The sequence below is a fragment of the Mucilaginibacter terrae genome, from assembly GCF_031951985.1.
Lineage (GTDB): Bacteria > Bacteroidota > Bacteroidia > Sphingobacteriales > Sphingobacteriaceae > Mucilaginibacter > Mucilaginibacter terrae_A.
On record NZ_JAVLVU010000001.1, the window covers coordinates 2,458,181 to 2,474,160 of the forward strand.

Annotated in this window: 17 protein-coding genes and 1 tRNA gene; 6 read left to right on the top strand and 12 right to left on the bottom strand. The window is 42.6% G+C overall.

Annotated elements, in window-relative coordinates; translation table 11 throughout:
- Positions 1-33 precede the first annotated feature (33 nt).
- Positions 34-801: a 5'/3'-nucleotidase SurE gene (surE, locus tag QE417_RS10290; protein WP_311949702.1), complete on the top strand. Its 768-nt coding sequence runs from the start codon at positions 34-36 to the stop codon at positions 799-801.
- 352 nt (positions 802-1,153) lie between these two features.
- Here the strand turns inward: surE and QE417_RS10295 are convergent, their stop codons facing one another.
- A complete protein-coding gene (locus QE417_RS10295; protein ID WP_311949703.1) occupies positions 1,154-1,720 on the bottom strand; it encodes a hypothetical protein in 567 nt (188 codons plus the stop codon).
- 118 nt (positions 1,721-1,838) lie between these two features.
- Between QE417_RS10295 and QE417_RS10300 the strand changes: the two genes are divergently transcribed.
- On the top strand, positions 1,839-2,102 hold the full coding sequence (locus QE417_RS10300; protein WP_311949704.1) for a hypothetical protein: 264 nt from the start codon (positions 1,839-1,841) through the stop codon (positions 2,100-2,102).
- Positions 2,099-3,247, top strand: coding sequence for a lipid-A-disaccharide synthase (gene lpxB / locus QE417_RS10305; protein WP_311949705.1), 1,149 nt, complete (start codon positions 2,099-2,101; stop codon positions 3,245-3,247). Before QE417_RS10300 ends, lpxB begins: the two co-directional genes overlap by 4 nt.
- Positions 3,248-3,286: 39 nt before the next feature.
- On the opposite strand, the gene QE417_RS10310 is transcribed toward lpxB, so the two are convergent.
- The 7 genes from QE417_RS10310 to QE417_RS10340 all read right to left on the bottom strand — a co-directional run bounded on the left by QE417_RS10310 (position 3,287) and on the right by QE417_RS10340 (position 9,489).
- Entirely contained in the window at positions 3,287-3,427 is a 141-nt protein-coding gene (locus QE417_RS10310) for a hypothetical protein (RefSeq protein WP_311949707.1), read from the bottom strand.
- Positions 3,428-3,462: 35 nt separating this feature from the next.
- The gene (locus QE417_RS10315; RefSeq protein ID WP_311949710.1) at positions 3,463-3,630 is read right to left on the bottom strand and encodes a hypothetical protein; all 168 of its coding nucleotides are present in this window, start codon (positions 3,628-3,630) and stop codon (positions 3,463-3,465) included.
- A gap of 26 nt (positions 3,631-3,656) precedes the next feature.
- Positions 3,657-3,839, bottom strand: coding sequence for a hypothetical protein (locus tag QE417_RS10320; protein WP_311949712.1), 183 nt, complete (start codon positions 3,837-3,839; stop codon positions 3,657-3,659).
- Positions 3,840-4,034: 195 nt separating this feature from the next.
- The gene (locus QE417_RS10325) at positions 4,035-5,219 is read right to left on the bottom strand and encodes an MFS transporter (RefSeq protein ID WP_311949714.1); all 1,185 of its coding nucleotides are present in this window, start codon (positions 5,217-5,219) and stop codon (positions 4,035-4,037) included.
- 396 nt (positions 5,220-5,615) lie between these two features.
- Positions 5,616-6,332 carry a hypothetical protein gene (locus QE417_RS10330; RefSeq protein WP_311949716.1) on the bottom strand — a complete coding sequence of 239 codons (717 nt, stop codon included), beginning with the start codon at positions 6,330-6,332 and terminating at the stop codon, positions 5,616-5,618.
- The gene (locus QE417_RS10335; protein ID WP_311949718.1) at positions 6,292-6,786 is read right to left on the bottom strand and encodes a DUF5009 domain-containing protein; all 495 of its coding nucleotides are present in this window, start codon (positions 6,784-6,786) and stop codon (positions 6,292-6,294) included. Before QE417_RS10335 ends, QE417_RS10330 begins: the two co-directional genes overlap by 41 nt.
- A gap of 249 nt (positions 6,787-7,035) precedes the next feature.
- Positions 7,036-9,489 carry a glycoside hydrolase family 95 protein gene (locus tag QE417_RS10340; RefSeq protein WP_311949720.1) on the bottom strand — a complete coding sequence of 818 codons (2,454 nt, stop codon included), beginning with the start codon at positions 9,487-9,489 and terminating at the stop codon, positions 7,036-7,038.
- Positions 9,490-9,750: 261 nt separating this feature from the next.
- Here QE417_RS10340 and QE417_RS10345 point away from each other — a divergent pair, with 261 nt between their 5' ends.
- Positions 9,751-11,052 carry an NAD(P)/FAD-dependent oxidoreductase gene (locus tag QE417_RS10345; RefSeq protein WP_311949722.1) on the top strand — a complete coding sequence of 434 codons (1,302 nt, stop codon included), beginning with the start codon at positions 9,751-9,753 and terminating at the stop codon, positions 11,050-11,052.
- Between the two features lie 126 nt (positions 11,053-11,178).
- Here QE417_RS10345 and QE417_RS10350 read toward each other — a convergent pair.
- Positions 11,179-11,252, bottom strand: a tRNA-Ala gene (locus tag QE417_RS10350).
- Between the two features lie 254 nt (positions 11,253-11,506).
- Between QE417_RS10350 and QE417_RS10355 the strand changes: the two genes are divergently transcribed.
- Entirely contained in the window at positions 11,507-11,881 is a 375-nt protein-coding gene (locus tag QE417_RS10355; protein ID WP_311949724.1) for a hypothetical protein, read from the top strand.
- A gap of 54 nt (positions 11,882-11,935) precedes the next feature.
- Here QE417_RS10355 and QE417_RS10360 read toward each other — a convergent pair whose 3' ends face one another.
- A complete protein-coding gene (locus QE417_RS10360; RefSeq protein WP_311949727.1) occupies positions 11,936-12,733 on the bottom strand; it encodes a DUF4350 domain-containing protein in 798 nt (265 codons plus the stop codon).
- 84 nt (positions 12,734-12,817) lie between these two features.
- Positions 12,818-12,982, bottom strand: a complete 165-nt coding sequence (locus QE417_RS10365) for a hypothetical protein (RefSeq protein WP_311949728.1) — start codon at positions 12,980-12,982, stop codon at positions 12,818-12,820.
- Positions 12,983-13,137: 155 nt separating this feature from the next.
- Here QE417_RS10365 and QE417_RS10370 point away from each other — a divergent pair, with 155 nt between their 5' ends.
- A complete protein-coding gene (locus tag QE417_RS10370) occupies positions 13,138-13,593 on the top strand; it encodes a PA2169 family four-helix-bundle protein (RefSeq protein ID WP_311949731.1) in 456 nt (151 codons plus the stop codon).
- Between the two features lie 145 nt (positions 13,594-13,738).
- Here the strand turns inward: QE417_RS10370 and QE417_RS10375 are convergent, their stop codons facing one another.
- Positions 13,739-15,802 carry a TonB-dependent receptor gene (locus QE417_RS10375; RefSeq protein WP_311949732.1) on the bottom strand — a complete coding sequence of 688 codons (2,064 nt, stop codon included), beginning with the start codon at positions 15,800-15,802 and terminating at the stop codon, positions 13,739-13,741.
- Positions 15,803-15,980: the final 178 nt, after the last annotated feature.

Consider the following 15,980-nt stretch of genomic DNA (forward strand, 5'->3'; position numbering starts at 1 on the left):
CGCACTTAAGCAATTATTGGCTAAATTAGCAGCATGAGCAAGCAAAAACCCACCATTTTAGTAGTAAACGATGATGGCATAACCGCACCGGGCATTAAAGCACTGATTGAAACCATGCAGCAAATAGGCCGTGTGGTGGTGGTGGCTCCGGATAGTCCGCAATCGGGCATGGGCCATGCCATCACCATAGGTAAACCGCTGCGTTTAGACCCGGTTGACCTTTATGAAGGCGTGGAAATGTACAAATGCTCGGGCACACCGGTTGATTGTGTAAAGCTTGCTGTTAACCGTATTTTTAGTGGCAAAAAGCCCGATCTGTGCGTATCGGGCATTAATCACGGGCTAAACAATTCTATTAACGTATTGTACTCGGGCACCATGTCGGCCGCGGTTGAGGGTTGTATCGAGTCTATACCATCCATAGGTTTTTCGCTCGATGATTATACTTTGCAGGCTAATTTCAAACCATCTTTACCATTTGTTAAACAAATTGCCGAGCAGGTTTTAGCGCATGGCTTACCGGCCGGCACATTGCTTAATGTAAACTTTCCTAACAGAAACGACTTGAAAGGCATTAAAATTTGTCGGCAGGCCCACGGCAAATGGGCCGAAGAGTTTGACGAGCGCATGGACCCACACAAACGCCCTTATTACTGGCTAACCGGCGAATTTCAACTCAACGACCAGGGTGAAGACACCGATGTTTGGGCGCTTGATCATGGCTACGTATCAGTTGTACCGGTACAATATGATATGACCGCGCATCATGCTATTTCGGTTTTAAATGGGTGGAAGTTTTAACCTACCACGTCATTGCGAAGCAGTAGCGGGTATTTCGCGGGGTGCTGAAGCAATCCGGGAGTTCAAGGCAGTGCTTTTACTTAATGCAGTGTCCTATTAGCACAGGTAAAGTGATTCTACCCACGTCTGTGGATGTACTTTCTTCTTTATACAAAAAATAAAGTACAAAACACTGATGCCGCGAAAAATGGTTTCGTTAGGACAGTGCTTTATTATGATATAAATACCCACCTGTCAGCCTGAGCCTGTCGAAGACTTAGCAAAGTGCTTAACCAAGCGGCGAGTGCTTCGACAAGCTCAGCATGACAAGTTTTTCACACAACTCCCAACCAACATCTGACAACTCCCAAATCTACTGCACACTATTCAGCGACAAATCTATTCCCTGCGGGGCGCCTTCTATTTTACAAACGAGTGGAAAATCGGGATTGTTGAGTATCCAAATTTTAGTTTTGCCGTTGGCCGTTGTGGCGTAAAAGGTATCTACTTCTTTATCACCCAGGGTAAAAGCCGGGGCAGCATCGGTTACTACGATAAACTTTTGTCCGTTAAGCTCAAACGCTTTGTTGGTGGTGAGGCTGGTAAACGTATCTTTTGATATAAAGGCTATGGTTTCGTTGTCCTTGAGTTTGGTAATTTCTTCGTAACCGGGTTCGCGCAGGGCCATTTTGGTGCCGCTTTGTATGGCCTTGGCCGATATTTCGAACGTGCCGCTACCTAAAGGCCCTATTGCCCACTTCATGCGCAGCGGAGCTTCAAATTGAGTAATGGTTAAAAAAGCCGGAACGGTTTGCCCCATGGCACGGGCATGAGCGGTATAGTTTAGTATGGTACCGGTTTTTATTTGCGGCACCAATTTTTGTGCGTTGGCTGTTATAGCGGTAATGACTATGCTCAGGGTAATAAAAAACTTCTTCATCTTCAATAGTTTATTAATTGCTTAAATGTAGCTTTTTATTTATTGCAGATGAGCAACTTTCTTACCATCAAATATCATGTGTAAACCCTAAACTCTTAAAGATTTGTACTTTTACCAAATGTTGAGCAAAAATTCGATGGCATTAGGGGTATTGCTTGGTGCCGTACTACCCGGTATAGCTTGGCTGGTGTTCGGTTTTTTTTATAAAGATGCCTTTGTACTTAATAAACCCGCTATACCCTACATCATTGCCATAGGTTTAAATTTAGTGCTCATCAGAGTTTTACACAGCAAAGGCGCCGATAATACCACCCGGGGCATTATGCTGGCTTCATTTGCTTGTATGGTTTTGCTTATTGTATTTAAAGTGCGGTTAACATGAAATATTACCTTGTAGCCGGCGAAGCATCGGGCGATTTACATGGTGCCAACCTCCTGAAGGCATTGAAAGCTGAAGACCCGCAGGCTGAGTTCCGCTTTTTTGGGGGCGATTTAATGCAGGCTGAGGGCGGCACGCTGGTTCAACATTACAGCACCATGGCCTATATGGGTTTTGCCGAGGTGTTGATGAACATTCGCACCATCATGCGCAATATGAAGGCCTGTAAGCAAGACATTGCCGCATGGAAACCCGATACCTTAATACTGATTGATTTTCCCGGCTTTAACCTCAAAATAGCCGAGTTTGCCCAAACGCTGGGTATTCCGGTTTGCTTTTACATATCGCCCAAGGTATGGGCCTGGAACCAAAAGCGCGTGCACAAAATTAAGCGTGTGGTTAATCACCTGTTTTGTATACTGCCTTTTGAGGTGGAGTTTTACAAGCAGTTTGATATGAAGGTAGATTATGTGGGCAACCCACTGCTGGATGCCATAGCCGCCTTTACGCCTGATGAAAGCTTCCTGCAAAAACATAAGCTAAACGATAAAAAAATTATAGCTCTGCTACCCGGCAGCCGCAAGCAGGAAATAAGCCGCCTGCTGCCCGAAATGGTAAAATTAGCTACCCGTTTCCCCGAATATCAATTTGTAGTAGCCGGTGCGCCATCGTTCCAAATGGCATATTACGAGCAATATCTTGATGGCTCAAACCTACCGGTGGTTTTTAATGCCACTTATGATCTACTGCACCACGCGCACACGGCCATTGTAGCATCGGGCACCGCTGTTTTAGAAACCGCCTTGTTTAATGTTCCGCAAGTAGCGGTGTACAAAGCCCACCAGTTTATGGTAACCGTTGCCAAGATGTTTTTAAAGATCAAATACATTACGCTGGTTAACCTCATTATGGATAAACCCGTAGTAAAAGAACTGATTCAGGAAGATTGCAATACCGAAAGCTTAAGTACCGAACTAAGCCAACTACTTTCAGGCAGCTACCGCAATGCCATGCTCAGCAACTACCAGGAGTTGCATACCCTTATGGGCACTCCCGGCGCATCGGCCAAAACGGCTAAGCTTATTGTTGGGTATATCACAAAAAAAAGAGCCATGCTTGCAGCATGGCTCTATCGTTTTCATAGGTGATGTAAAAAAGTTTTATATAGGTAGATGGTAAAATGCTTATTATGCGGCAGCAACTAACTGCTTATTTACAAACTGGCTTTTACTTTTAAGTACTTTTAAATCAGCCATTAGTATATTTCTTAAATCCATATCAAACTTTTTCAAAAGTTTGGCTTCGGTAATTTGTTGAGTATTTTTCATAGGTAGATGTAGGTGTGAGGTAAAATACTTTATAATTAAGCAGCCGAAAGGCCTTTTTTTGAACTGATGCTTTGCTTGATAGTATCGATCAGTTGATTTTTTGCACTCTTAACGGCTTTCAAATCTTCCATTAACAGGGCTTTTAATTCATTGTCAAAACGTTTTACGATTTTGCTAATTGGGGCTTTGGTAGTAGTTTTCATCGTTTGGTAAGTTTTAAGGTCAAATATTAATTACTCTGTTTTTTCTCTTTGTCAATATGGTCTGTTTCGGTCAGGTTGTCTTTACGACGTTTGGCTTCTTCATACTGCCTTTGTACCTGTTCATCATCACGCGGGTCCGATGGTTGTTCAGGGTTTTGCGGGTTTTCCCACTCCTGTGATTCGTCGGGGTTTGTGTGATTATTTACCATTTCAATCAATTTGATTAACCTATTGCCAATTGAATGCCAAACTATGCATCCGCACAAAAAATATTTTACAATTAACTGAATATTAGGAAGAAAAATTACAATACAACTTCGATTATAGGTTTCACACGAAGGCGATTGCTCCTTTTAATTAATAAAATGCTGTATGGTAAAAACAGACACTGTATAGTACAGTAGTTAAACCGTACTCTTTTTTGAGTTAAGCAAATGCACCAACAGTACGATAACGGACAGTGTGATACCAATAACGCACACACCTGGCCAATGGAAAGTACCCCAAACCCGGGAGGCCAGGAATGTACCTGCCGAACCACCTGCAAAGTAAGATACCATATATACCGTATTAATACGGTTGCGCGCCGATGGGTTTAGTCCGAAGATAATAGACTGGTTAGAGATATGCGTAGCCTGCACGCCCATGTCCATTAATATTACGCCTACAATTAGCCCGGCCATGCTATGGCTAAAAGCAAAAAAGATAATAAACGATACCAGCAATAGCAGTAAAGTATAGGTAATTAGCCTGTCGGGGTTAGACTTATCGCTCAACCGGCCAATCAATGAAGCTGCCAATGCTCCAAAAGCCCCTATCAAACCAAATGCCCCGGCTACAGCGCTCCCCTCGTTAAAGGGCGGCTCGCGCAGCAGGAAAACGAGCGTTGTCCAAAAGGCGCTGAAACAGGCAAAGCACAAGGCTCCACGCAGTGCGGCAATGCGAAGTTTGGGCTCTTCTTTAATAAGCGTTATTAGCGAACGCATCAAACTACCGTAGTTACCTTTATGCTGCGGTTCAACCTCAGGAATGATGAGGGCAATGAGCATCCACATTAACAACATTAGTGCGGCAGCAATGTAAAACATAGACCGCCAGCCTAAATGCTCACCCACAATGCCACTCACCGTGCGCGATAGTAATATACCTATGAGCAGGCCGCTCATGATAAAGCCAATTTTCTTGCCCCGCTCTTCAGGGTTGGCCAAATGCGCCGCCATAGGCAGCAATATTTGCGGTATTATGGAAGTTACGCCTAATAAAAAACTACCCAATGCCATTACCCATAAACTTTTTGCCGTAGCAACTAACATTAAGGCAGCAAAAACACAGGCAAGATCAATAAGCATTAGTCGCTTGCGTTTAAACATATCGGCCAGGGGCACAATTAACAGCAAACCGGTGGCGTAACCAATTTGAGTAAACATAGAAATTTGCCCTGCCTGCCCGTTGCTTATCTTAAAATCGTGGGCTATATCGCCCAGCAGGGGCTGGTTGTAGTAAATATTAGCAACCACAAACCCGGTGGCCAAAGTCATGGTCCAAAGTATGAGCGGTGTAAGTTTATGTTGATGAGCAGTTATCGACATAATTTTTTATCAGATAATTATAAGAAAGCAAAGGTGAGAAACGTTTGCTTTAAATAATGTTCGCCTCGGTCAGATAAGTGTTAAAATGAAGTTTATGTATTAAACACGTTACAACATTTATTTTATTTTAACATTTATTAACATATCGTATAATTTTATGACAATCTGATACAATAAACATCTGCCGAATAAATTTTTTATAATTATTTTGAAAAAACATTTGGCAGTTTAAAAAGTAAGTGTTACTTTTACACCGTATTCAAAAGATACACAAAATAGTCTTCTCATAATTTAGGTTTATAATTGGTTAGTAAAAGCTCCTGCCCATCAGGAGCTTTGCTTATTTTAAGGCTTTTTGTAATTTAACAGGCAAATCATCCCCTCAATAAATTCATTTTATAATTTAAGACTCAAATTCCTTTTATACAGTCCGTTGGCTATTAAAATCACCAAAAAGGCCATAGCAAACGACCGTAAAATAGCCAGCCAACCATCATAAAAGCTATCGGGATAATTGACATGCAGCAACCGCATACCAAAAAAGGTAAGATAAGGTATCAAGTAGCAGGTCAATGTTGCCGTACCTGCCGCACTGATGAGTTTAAACCAGTTTAGGCATCCCTTCAAATCAACCAAATAAATAAAAAGCACATATACCAGCACACTAATACCCGTGCAAATAAAGACCCATGCCGGAGTTGAGTAAATTTTAGATATACCACCCGAATATGGTCGGATTAATAAACCAATGGCAATTAGAGCTGCCCCACTTAGCAAGCATCCGGTAATAAACCGATTGACGGCATGAGCATACTTTGCATACAACATACTCATTACCACGCCCGCCATAATTAAGCAAACGCTCGATGCATCATATATAGCCCACAGTTTAAAGCCATCGTAAACCGTATGAACCGTTACATGAAAAATCAGAAAAACAGCGAAAGCCACCCAAATAAACTTCAAATTGCCTTTGGCAAAAAGGTATATCAGTGCACAAGCCAGGTAAGCCCAGCCTATTAACCCTAAAATGCCCCACCATTGTACATTCATGCCTGTATAGCCATCTTCATCAGGATGGCCTTTGTATATAAGGGCAAGGGCAACCAGCATGGCATATCCCCACAATAATTAACACGGTTTTCACCGTTTTACTAATTGATGGTTTATAATTAAGCCATATTAAAAAGAAACTCAGGGTAGCCAATATAGCCCACAATGGCCGTGGGAACCAGTTGTTCTTATCATAACTATCCATGTTTACCTGGTACACCCCCATTAGCAGCAAGGCAAAGCCACGGTATAGTATATGTAAAAAGATCTGGGTAAAAGTGGCACCTTTGTGCCATTTATGTTCAATAGCCAACGGTATAGATAAGCCTACAATAAATAAAAAGGCCGGAAAAATGGTATCGGCAAAGCCCATTCCGTCAACTTCAGCTTCTACGTGGTCTATCCAGCCGGGAATGCCTTTAGCACCGCTCAACTCGTTAACAAAAATCATGAACAACATGGTAACGGCACGAAATACATCGACCGAGAGCAGGCGGGTAATTGGTTTGGTCATTTGGCAAATATTAGGGCTTGATTTGTAAAACCCAAGCCTATATCGCCAAATATATTTGCTGTAAACTACATTATAAAATCACAAAATACTGTTAAACAACATATTAAACTCTACCCAATACACTTTAATCAAAACCTATAACAATGCTGAATAGCTATATAAAAGTCCTTAAAAGATAAATGCCTCAAGCGTACAATACGCTTGAGGCACATCCAAACTTTTTAAAGTTTTTATCTATTATTTTTTCTTTTAGCCTTTCACTGCCGATAAATTATAAATACCACCCTTTACCGTAGCTATGGTGGTTTGATAACCCTGCGCAGTTTTCACCGATTTAGTTTTACTTCCGGAAACTTTAACAGGCTGGCTGGTCATCAGTACACACTTACCGCCTACTGCCGATTTAATAATAGCGGTACTTAGTTGCCCGTTTTTCCAGTTAAGGTCTACCGTGAATGCTCCGCGTGCTTTAATGCCTGCAATGCTGCCATCTTTCCAGGCCGATGGCAGGGCAGGCAGCAATTGCAATTTACCCAAATGGCTTTGCAGCAGCATTTCGGTCATGCCCGATGTGGCACCAAAGTTACCGTCGATTTGGAACGGTGGATGGGCATCAAATAAGTTAGGATATAGGCCACCGCCTTTTGATACACTGAGGTCGCGCATGAGGTCGCGCACCAGTTTGTAAGCATGGTCGCCATCCATCAAACGTGCCCAAAAGTTAATTTTCCAGGCCAGGCTCCAGCCGGTGCCTGCATCGCCGCGCAACTCCAAGGTTTTGCGGGCAGCATTGGCAAAGGTTGGTGTAGTAAGCGGAGATATTTCGCGACCGGGGTGTAATCCATATAAATGGCTAACATGGCGGTGATGCGGATCTTCATCTTCCCAATCTTTATACCACTCCTGCAAATTTCCTTTTTTACCAATGTGCAGCGGGTAAAGTTTAGCCAGCTTTGCTTTTAAAATATTGCGGAAAGCAACATCGGCATTTAACGCTTCCGAAGCTTCGATACAGTTCATAAAATGGTCGCGTACTATCGACATATCCATCGTAGTGGCTATAGATGTATTGCCGCTTTTGCCTTTATCATCAATAAAATCGTTCTCGGGCGAAAAAGATGGCGCAGTAACCAGGTAACCGTTCTTATCCTCCACCAAAAAATCAATTAAAAACTCGGCAGCACCTTTCATAACCGGGTAAGCTTGTTTTAAAAACTGCTTATCCTGGCTAAAGCGGTAATGCTCAAATAAATGGCGGCTCAACCACGGCGCACCCATATACCAGTTGGCCCATTTAGGGTCGCCTTTACCTAAATCACCTACCGGGTTGCTAATGGCCCATATATCGGTGTTGTGATGCGCAACCCAGCCTTTCATGTTGTAAAACTCGCGCGCAGTGGTTTTACCCGTTACGGCCAGCTCTTTAATAAAGCTAAACAGCGGGTATTCCATTTCCTCAAGGTTACTAATGGCGGCAGGCCAATAGTTCATTTGCGTATTAATGTTGATGGTGTAGTTTGAACTCCATGGTGCACGTAGTTTATTATTCCAGATGCCCTGTAAATTGGCTGGCACACCACCCTCTCTTGATGAGCTGATGAGCAAATAGCGCCCAAACTGGTAAAAAAGCGTTTCGAAACTTAAATCGACCGCACCTTTGCTAAATGCGAGCAAACGCTCATTAGTTGGCAAATTGGCTGATGGTGATGGGGCACCGGTTAAGTTAAATTTTACCCGGTTAAAATAGCGCGAATAATCGACCAGGTGATCAGCATATAATTTAGTCCAGGTGGCTTGCGTAGCAGCTTGCATGGCATCCCGGCATAACTTTAGTTCATCTTTACCCTCGGTTACCGGGCATTTATCATACCCGTTATAACTGGTTGCCGCACAAATGAACAATAAAACTTCATCAGCATTTTTCACGGTCACGCCTGATGTATCTGCATTCACCATACCGCCTTTTGCCAGGGCTTTAATTTGCACAGCCGCCCGCATACCTTTACAGTTAATACTATCGGCATACTTGATAGGTTCCTTATTGTAACCAATGTAGTTAGGGTCAACCTGCGACGGAGCTTTCATTTTCAATATTAATCCGTTGCTACCATTAGCCATAACCTCATATTTAACCAAGCTTGAATGGCCTGTTTTAAAGCTTATTTTGCCCGCTTTGCTGGCGGTAAAACGCACCACAATTGCCTTACCGGGAAATGAAGCTATAATTTCGCGTTTATAATTAACTCCTGCTGCGGTAAAACTTACACCAGCCAATGATTTGTTAATATCCAAATCGCGGCGGTAATTTGCAAAATCATCGGTACCTAAATCCTGCCTAATTTTTAAATCGGCCAGGGGTAAATACGATTGCGTGTAAACACCCTGTATTCCTTTTATATAATTATTTGCCGCAGCATAATCTTCATCCTGCAAAAGTGCTTTACGGGTTTTGGCAAGTGCTGCCGGGCCGTTAGGGTTTACATTTTTGCTTACCGGGCCGCCGCTCCAAAAGGTGGCCTCGTTTAATTGCAGCAATTCATCAGCCGGGCTGCCAAATATCATGGCACCAATGCGGCCATTACCCACGGGGAGTGCTTCGGTCCATACTTTGGCAGGTTTGTTAAACCATAAAACCTGCGAATTTTGTTGCGCAAACACGGATTTTGCCACAAACAGTAACAGCAAAAAGAGAAGTTTTTTCATGAGATTTACAAGGCTATTTCAATATAATGGGTCACAATCCTGATGATACCATTATAGGATATTGACGCCTAAGTTAGCATTTATTATCAATTTAACACTTAAAACCTAAGCAGGAAAGTACATGATAGTGTAATTTGTACACATTAAATATTATTACTACTTTTGTGTGGTGATGGAGAGCAACAAATACTTCCTTGACAATCTCCCGGAAATAGCTTTGGCATCCATTGTCATACACGTAAAATCAAACTGATTTTTGCTATGAAAAACACACTCATGAAAACAGTTATTATAGGCGGCGGCTTTGCCGGCATTAACCTTGCACAAGAGCTTTTAAAAAATAACCCCAACATACACGTTACCCTGGTCGACCGGAATAATTACAACTTTTTTCCACCGTTGCTTTACCAGGTAGCTACAGGCTTCTTGGATGCATCGAACATCAGTTACCCTTACCGCAGGCTATTTCGCGATCATGCTAATTTTACCTTCCAGATGGGCGATCTTCAGGAAATTTTTCCCGAAGAGAACCGCATCAAGCTATCAACAGGCGAATTGCATTATGATAATCTGGTAATTGCCACAGGTACCACCAGCAACTATTTTGGCATGCAAGACATACAAAAGTATGCCCTGCCCATGAAAACAATTGATGATGCGCTCATCCTTAAAAACACCCTGCTTACCCGCTTAGAAACAGCTACCCGCAGTACTGATGCACTCGAACGCAAAAGGTTAACCACCATTGTGGTAGCTGGCGGTGGCCCAACCGGCGTTGAGGTTGCAGGTATGTTATCAGAACTTCGCCAAAATATTTTTAAGAAAGACTACCCCGAACTGGCCGACCTGCCGTTTGATATTTATTTGGTAGATGGAATGCCTACGCTGCTTACACCAATGAGTGCCAAATCACAGGCTTATACGTTAAAATCATTAAACCAAATGGGTGTACAGGTTAAGCTCAATAAAAAAGTGGTTGGCTTTGACGGCAACGCCGTATCATTTGCCGATGGCGAGGTTATTGAAACCAGCAACGTAATTTGGGCAGCCGGTGTCACCTCCGAACGTTTTGCAGGTTTACCGCAAGAAAGCTACGGCCGTGGCAGCCGCCTTATTGTTGATGAATTTAACAAGGTGAAAGGCGAAGGTAATATTTACGCCATTGGCGATAACTGTTTTCAGGTTACCGATCCGGCCTTCCCGCAAGGTCACCCGCAAGTGGCCCAGGTAGCCATTCAGCAAGGACAAAACCTGGCCAAAAATATTATCAGTACCCTGAGCGGTGGCACACAAAAACCGTTTGTGTACCACGATAAAGGCTCGATGGCTATTATTGGCCGCAATAAAGCCGTTACCGACTTGCCAAAACCTGCACTACACATGAACGGCTTTATTGCCTGGTTAATGTGGCTGTTTGTACACCTGGTTAGTTTGGTAAACTTCCGTAACAAGCTTAAAACTTTGTACAACTGGGTTGCTGCCTACCTCACCAAAGACCAACACCTGCGTATGATCGTGAAACCGGCTCCAAGATTGGAAGACCAACCCGAAGCCATAAGCTAACATTGCACCTTATTCAAATACAAAAAAGTCCGGTTTTGCCGGGCTTTCTTTGTTTAGTGCATGACAACAAAATTTCTATAAAACAAAAAAGTCCTCAGAAATTTACCTGAAGACTTTTTGTTTTAGTGGAGAATATCGGAGTCGAACCGATGACCTCTTGCATGCCATGCAAGCGCTCTAGCCAGCTGAGCTAATCCCCCGTTGGGGTTGCAAAAATAGCAAAAAGTTAGTTAATCCAAAATTTTGTTAAATAATTTGTTTAACTAACTTTTGCTGGTGCTAAATCGAATTTACAATCCCACTTCTATGGCCCTGCTTATCAAGAAACCATCCGGCTGTACATAAAATATGCGAAATAGAGGAAGACGAAAAAAACTTTAAACCAATCTGCAATTAATTATGATTTGCACATCAGCGCTTTAATCATTGCAACAAGAGTTTGTATATTTAAACTATGAAATACTTATTCGTTTCGCTGTTCACAGTTTTTATTTCGTTTGGAGCATCGGCGCAAACTGTTGCGCCCGATTGGTCGGCTCCCCTGCCATCAAAAAATATAGCTGCCCAGGTAGACCATAGTGTTGCCGTTTGTGATACCGTGTCGGACTTTAGAGTGGTTAGCCCAGTGCTTACCTTAATAAACATTGGAGGCCGTTATCCCAACCAAAATTTAACCGTTGCGGTTAAGGGCGATAAAATAAAAATTAATGCTGCCCTCATGAAAAGCAAAGCTGTTTGCTTTTATGGCCCGGTAACCATTTTTAAAAACAAACCCGAAATTGTGATAACCGAACCCGAACAGATCAAAGACATTAAACAATACCAATAAAACAAAACGGGCTTGCAAAAATTGCAGGCCCGTTTTGTTATACCAGAAGTGCTTTTATTTAGATTTTGGCACCATTGATTTGATCCAGCTTACCAAATCGGCGGCAGCCTTATCGTTTTCAAAACCTAAATTGGCAGGAAGGCGACCGTTGGTATATTCGTCGTACAACCATGGGTCGGCAATTGCAATTACTGTGCCTTTACCGTGTTTGGCCGATGCTATAAGTGTTGCGCCCGCTGTATTTTTTAATACCGGCTTTGCAGCACCTGTGGTAGCTATAGAGCAGGCATCCTTCATGTAAATTTTTTTGGAGGTTTTAAATACAGGATTATCTTTTATGATTACGCCGCCATCTTCAAAGTGCTTATCATCAATTACGTGGTTTTGTATATCATCGTTAAAGTGCATGCCAAACTCGGCCGCTAACTGGTTATAATGCGGAAACTCCACATTGGCACTATCGTTAGCAAACATCACCAGCACACCACCCTGTTTAACCCATTGGCTGATTGCCTTTATATCATTAGGTAAAATATAATTAGGGTTAGGGTTTTCTTTTTTGCTATCCGGATCAACAATTATATAAACGCTGGTACCTTTAAGATTTGCTGCAGTTGGCGCAGCATCTAACGATTTTAAGTCGAAACCCTGACTTCTGAAAATATCGCCCAAAACAGAAAAACCGTTATGATCCTTCTCTTCCCATATATAATGGAAGCGTTCGGGCTGGCCTTGGCTATTTTTGCGGGTTTCGTGATTAAAATAATAATCAAGAGTTACGGTTTGAGCCTGGCTTTGTAATGCAGTAAAAGCTAACGCCCCGGCAAGTACATAACGGTAAAGTAATTTCATAGTCGATTTATTGATAATTGGTTGCAAGGCTAAGCTATAAGTTTTTAATTAAAAACAGTAAGCAAACTTTAGCCTCACCACAAGTCATGATTTTTTACCAGCATCTTTGTTGGCTTTATCATGCGCCTTGCGTGTACGCTCTTCGGCTTTCTTTACCTCGTCTTTTTCACTAATTGGTTCATCGGTTTTTAATTTTTCATCAGATGAATCATTAAGATGCTTATCCTGGTTTACTTTATCTGTTGCCATGATGTTAATGATTGATGGTGTATTAACTAACACCTCTTATAGCCAGTGGTTTTATTTAATTCATTTTACACATAATGTCTTATTTTTTAAATAAAAATTAAAACCGAATACCTGCTAATGGAGTTCTAATTTCAAAACATTAATATATCTATACTATGGAAACCATTGAAAAATCAGTAGAAATTTTAAACGACTTAATTGAGATTAATAACGACCGTGCCGACGGTTTTCAACGCGCTTTGAAAGATTTAGGTGAGGGTGATATGGATCTTAAATCGTTATTTGAAGAGTACAGCACACAAAGCCGCCAATTTTCACAAGAGTTAACCGCATTGGCTGCCCAGCACGGTGGCGATGCCGAAACCGGCAACAGCGTATCGGGCACCTTACACCGCGCCTGGATCGACGTGAAAGCCTTATTTACCGGCAGCGACCGTAAAGCCATTTTAGCAGAGTGTGAGCGCGGCGAAGATGCTATTAAAAAAGCTTATCGTGAAGGTTTAGCCGAAGGTGTATTACCTGCCGAAGCTATTACATTGGTAGCTCACCAGGCACAAGCCATCGGCCAGTCGCACGACCGTATTAAAGCCCTGCGCGACAGCCAGGCATAATTCATTTTTTTAAGATTAAACGCACAAAGGCTGCTAATTAGCGGCCTTTGTGCGTTTATACCCCTTGTCATTTCTATTGATAACAAGAAATAAAAAAATGCCTAGCAAGCTCTTGATTCATGATTCTATACTCTTGATCCTCTCCTTAAAACCCCACACTCAACCCTGCATAATAATTGCGCAAAGGAGCCGGATTGTAATACCGGTTACCCACCGCATTTAAATCATTCCCTAAGCTGTATTTTTGATTAAGCAGGTTATCGGCCCCGGCATAAATATTGAGTTTAAGCTTGCGTCCGGCATTAAATGCCCAGCCTGTTTTGGCTTGCAGCAAGTGATACTTTTCGGCGTAAACAGTATTGGCATCATTAACGGGCAACTTGCCGGTATAATTATGCTGCACAAAGAGATAAATTGCCTTGGGAAACCTGAATTGCAAACTACTTACCGCCACCTGCCTCGGTACCCCAGTTAAGCGGTTGCCCGAATAATTGTTGTTATTGACGGTATAGTTCCTGAAGTTAAATCCGTTATAAGTAAGCGCCTCATTAAACTGAATACCCCGAATAAAGCCCTCATTTTTTTGGCATAATAGCCATGCGGTAAAATTCAGCTCAACACCTAATTGCCTGGTACCACCTGCGTTTATAAAATAATCGGTTTCATTGGCTAATCGCTGATTAACAATGGTGTTGTTTAAGCGATAATAAAACACGGAGGCATCCAGCATCAAACTTTCATCCTGGTTACGCAGGCGGAAGCCGGTTTCATAATTCCAGCCGGTTTCGGGTTGCAGGGAGGTGTTGACGATGTTATTAGTGGGCCGCACCTCGGCAATGGTTGGTGTAGAATAACCACGACTCACCGATGCCCGCCATATAAAATCATTCAGTATGCTGTATGATATGGCCACACGAGGCATCAGTTGCGGGTCGAAGTTTTTGGTATTCAAGCTCTGTTGGTTAAGCGGAAACAGATTACGGAATTTGTAGCTGTAAAAGTTAACGCTCAGTGCAGCTTCAATATTCAACTTGTTAAAAAGCGTAGCCGCATAACGGGTGAAAAAGAAATGCTGGTTAGTGTTTACTTCATCCAAAGCCTGTGGTTTGCCTTGTACACCTTGCAAATTATCGTAATTATTAATACGGGCATTGGTTTGCTGCCATTCAGCACCTATATTTAGTTTCCAGTCAAATTGAGTTAATGGCAAACCGCTCAACTCAAAATAGGTGCGGCCGCCAAACGTATTTTCTTTGCGCTGCTCATAATTGGTAATAAACGGGTTGTCAAAATTAACATGCGACCCAAATATGGTTGCTATATTACGTATGCGGTTAGTTAGTCGTGCTTCGTTCACTAACCCTCCAAAAAGCATTTTTGTAGTGATACCAATATTTTGCTGAATAGCCCCCGGTAAGGTAGCTGTTGCCGGGCGTGATGCACGTGGGTTGGCATCAAACTGCGACTGATTTAATCCGCCGGGAGTTTGATATTGCAAATCGGAATAAAAGCCCAATGCCTTTAGCTGATTACTTTTACCATAGCTATGCTTATTGGCTAACTGTATATAATGCCGCTGCATGTAGCTATGGTCGCGGTAGCCATCATAGCTTTGATAGCCTTGGTTAACGTTCAGTTCATTCCTGCCCCATTTTTGATGAACAGCGGCGCTTTGATGTATTAATCCGTACGAACCTGCGTTAAAACTAACGGAAGCCGTGCTGCTATCAGTCAAGCGATTAACCGGGTTAATCAATACAACTCCCCCAGAATTAGCACCAAATAAGCTCCCGTCGGGCCCTTTTAAAATTTCGATGCTGTGCAAACTGGCTATATCAAGCGCATTCAGGTAAGTATTGCCCCCGGCATCGGTTAGGGGCATCTCGTCAAAGTATATCTTCACGTTACGTACCCCAAACGGCGACCTTAGCAAGCTTCCTCTTATTGATAGCCGGTAACTGCCCGGCGTACGCTCCTCCATACGGATGCCGGGAAGTGTATTCATGGCACTAACCAGCGAATTGGTAGGCTGCAAACTTAATTGCTTGTTACTCAATACGCCAACCGAGGCCGGCACCTGCAACATTTGCTGCTCTGATAAATATCCCCTAACGGTAACGGGTTTAAGTTTACGGCTGGTATCGGCCTGTTGTGCAAAAACACTGAACGATAGAAAAGATAGCAGTACAGTAGTAACTGTTTTGTACATAGGTTGAATGAGGTGTAAAACAAAAGTAGTCCTTTTGCTGAAAGGACTACTTTGTTGGATTGTAAAATGAAGGTTAGATAGTTGTACGTGAGGACAAACAAAAAATGGCGGTGAATTGCCCCTCCTAAATCCTCCCCGGAAGGGAGGACTTAAAACTAAAAGCCCTCCCTTCCGGGTA

Coding starts and splice junctions, on each gene's coding strand:
- QE417_RS10360 (WP_311949727.1), bottom strand. CDS start 12,733: ATGAAATTACTTTACCGTTATGTACTTGCCGGGGCGTTAGCTTTTACT.
- QE417_RS10330 (WP_311949716.1), bottom strand. CDS start 6,332: ATGCTGGTTGCCCTTGCCCTTATATACAAAGGCCATCCTGATGAAGAT.
- QE417_RS10335 (WP_311949718.1), bottom strand. CDS start 6,786: ATGACCAAACCAATTACCCGCCTGCTCTCGGTCGATGTATTTCGTGCC.
- QE417_RS10295 (WP_311949703.1), bottom strand. CDS start 1,720: ATGAAGAAGTTTTTTATTACCCTGAGCATAGTCATTACCGCTATAACA.
- QE417_RS10345 (WP_311949722.1), top strand. CDS start 9,751: ATGAAAAACACACTCATGAAAACAGTTATTATAGGCGGCGGCTTTGCC.
- QE417_RS10315 (WP_311949710.1), bottom strand. CDS start 3,630: ATGAAAACTACTACCAAAGCCCCAATTAGCAAAATCGTAAAACGTTTT.
- QE417_RS10300 (WP_311949704.1), top strand. CDS start 1,839: ATGTTGAGCAAAAATTCGATGGCATTAGGGGTATTGCTTGGTGCCGTA.
- QE417_RS10375 (WP_311949732.1), bottom strand. CDS start 15,802: ATGTACAAAACAGTTACTACTGTACTGCTATCTTTTCTATCGTTCAGT.
- QE417_RS10310 (WP_311949707.1), bottom strand. CDS start 3,427: ATGAAAAATACTCAACAAATTACCGAAGCCAAACTTTTGAAAAAGTTT.
- QE417_RS10340 (WP_311949720.1), bottom strand. CDS start 9,489: ATGAAAAAACTTCTCTTTTTGCTGTTACTGTTTGTGGCAAAATCCGTG.
- lpxB (WP_311949705.1), top strand. CDS start 2,099: ATGAAATATTACCTTGTAGCCGGCGAAGCATCGGGCGATTTACATGGT.
- QE417_RS10370 (WP_311949731.1), top strand. CDS start 13,138: ATGGAAACCATTGAAAAATCAGTAGAAATTTTAAACGACTTAATTGAG.
- QE417_RS10355 (WP_311949724.1), top strand. CDS start 11,507: ATGAAATACTTATTCGTTTCGCTGTTCACAGTTTTTATTTCGTTTGGA.
- QE417_RS10325 (WP_311949714.1), bottom strand. CDS start 5,219: ATGTCGATAACTGCTCATCAACATAAACTTACACCGCTCATACTTTGG.
- surE (WP_311949702.1), top strand. CDS start 34: ATGAGCAAGCAAAAACCCACCATTTTAGTAGTAAACGATGATGGCATA.
- QE417_RS10365 (WP_311949728.1), bottom strand. CDS start 12,982: ATGGCAACAGATAAAGTAAACCAGGATAAGCATCTTAATGATTCATCT.
- QE417_RS10320 (WP_311949712.1), bottom strand. CDS start 3,839: ATGGTAAATAATCACACAAACCCCGACGAATCACAGGAGTGGGAAAAC.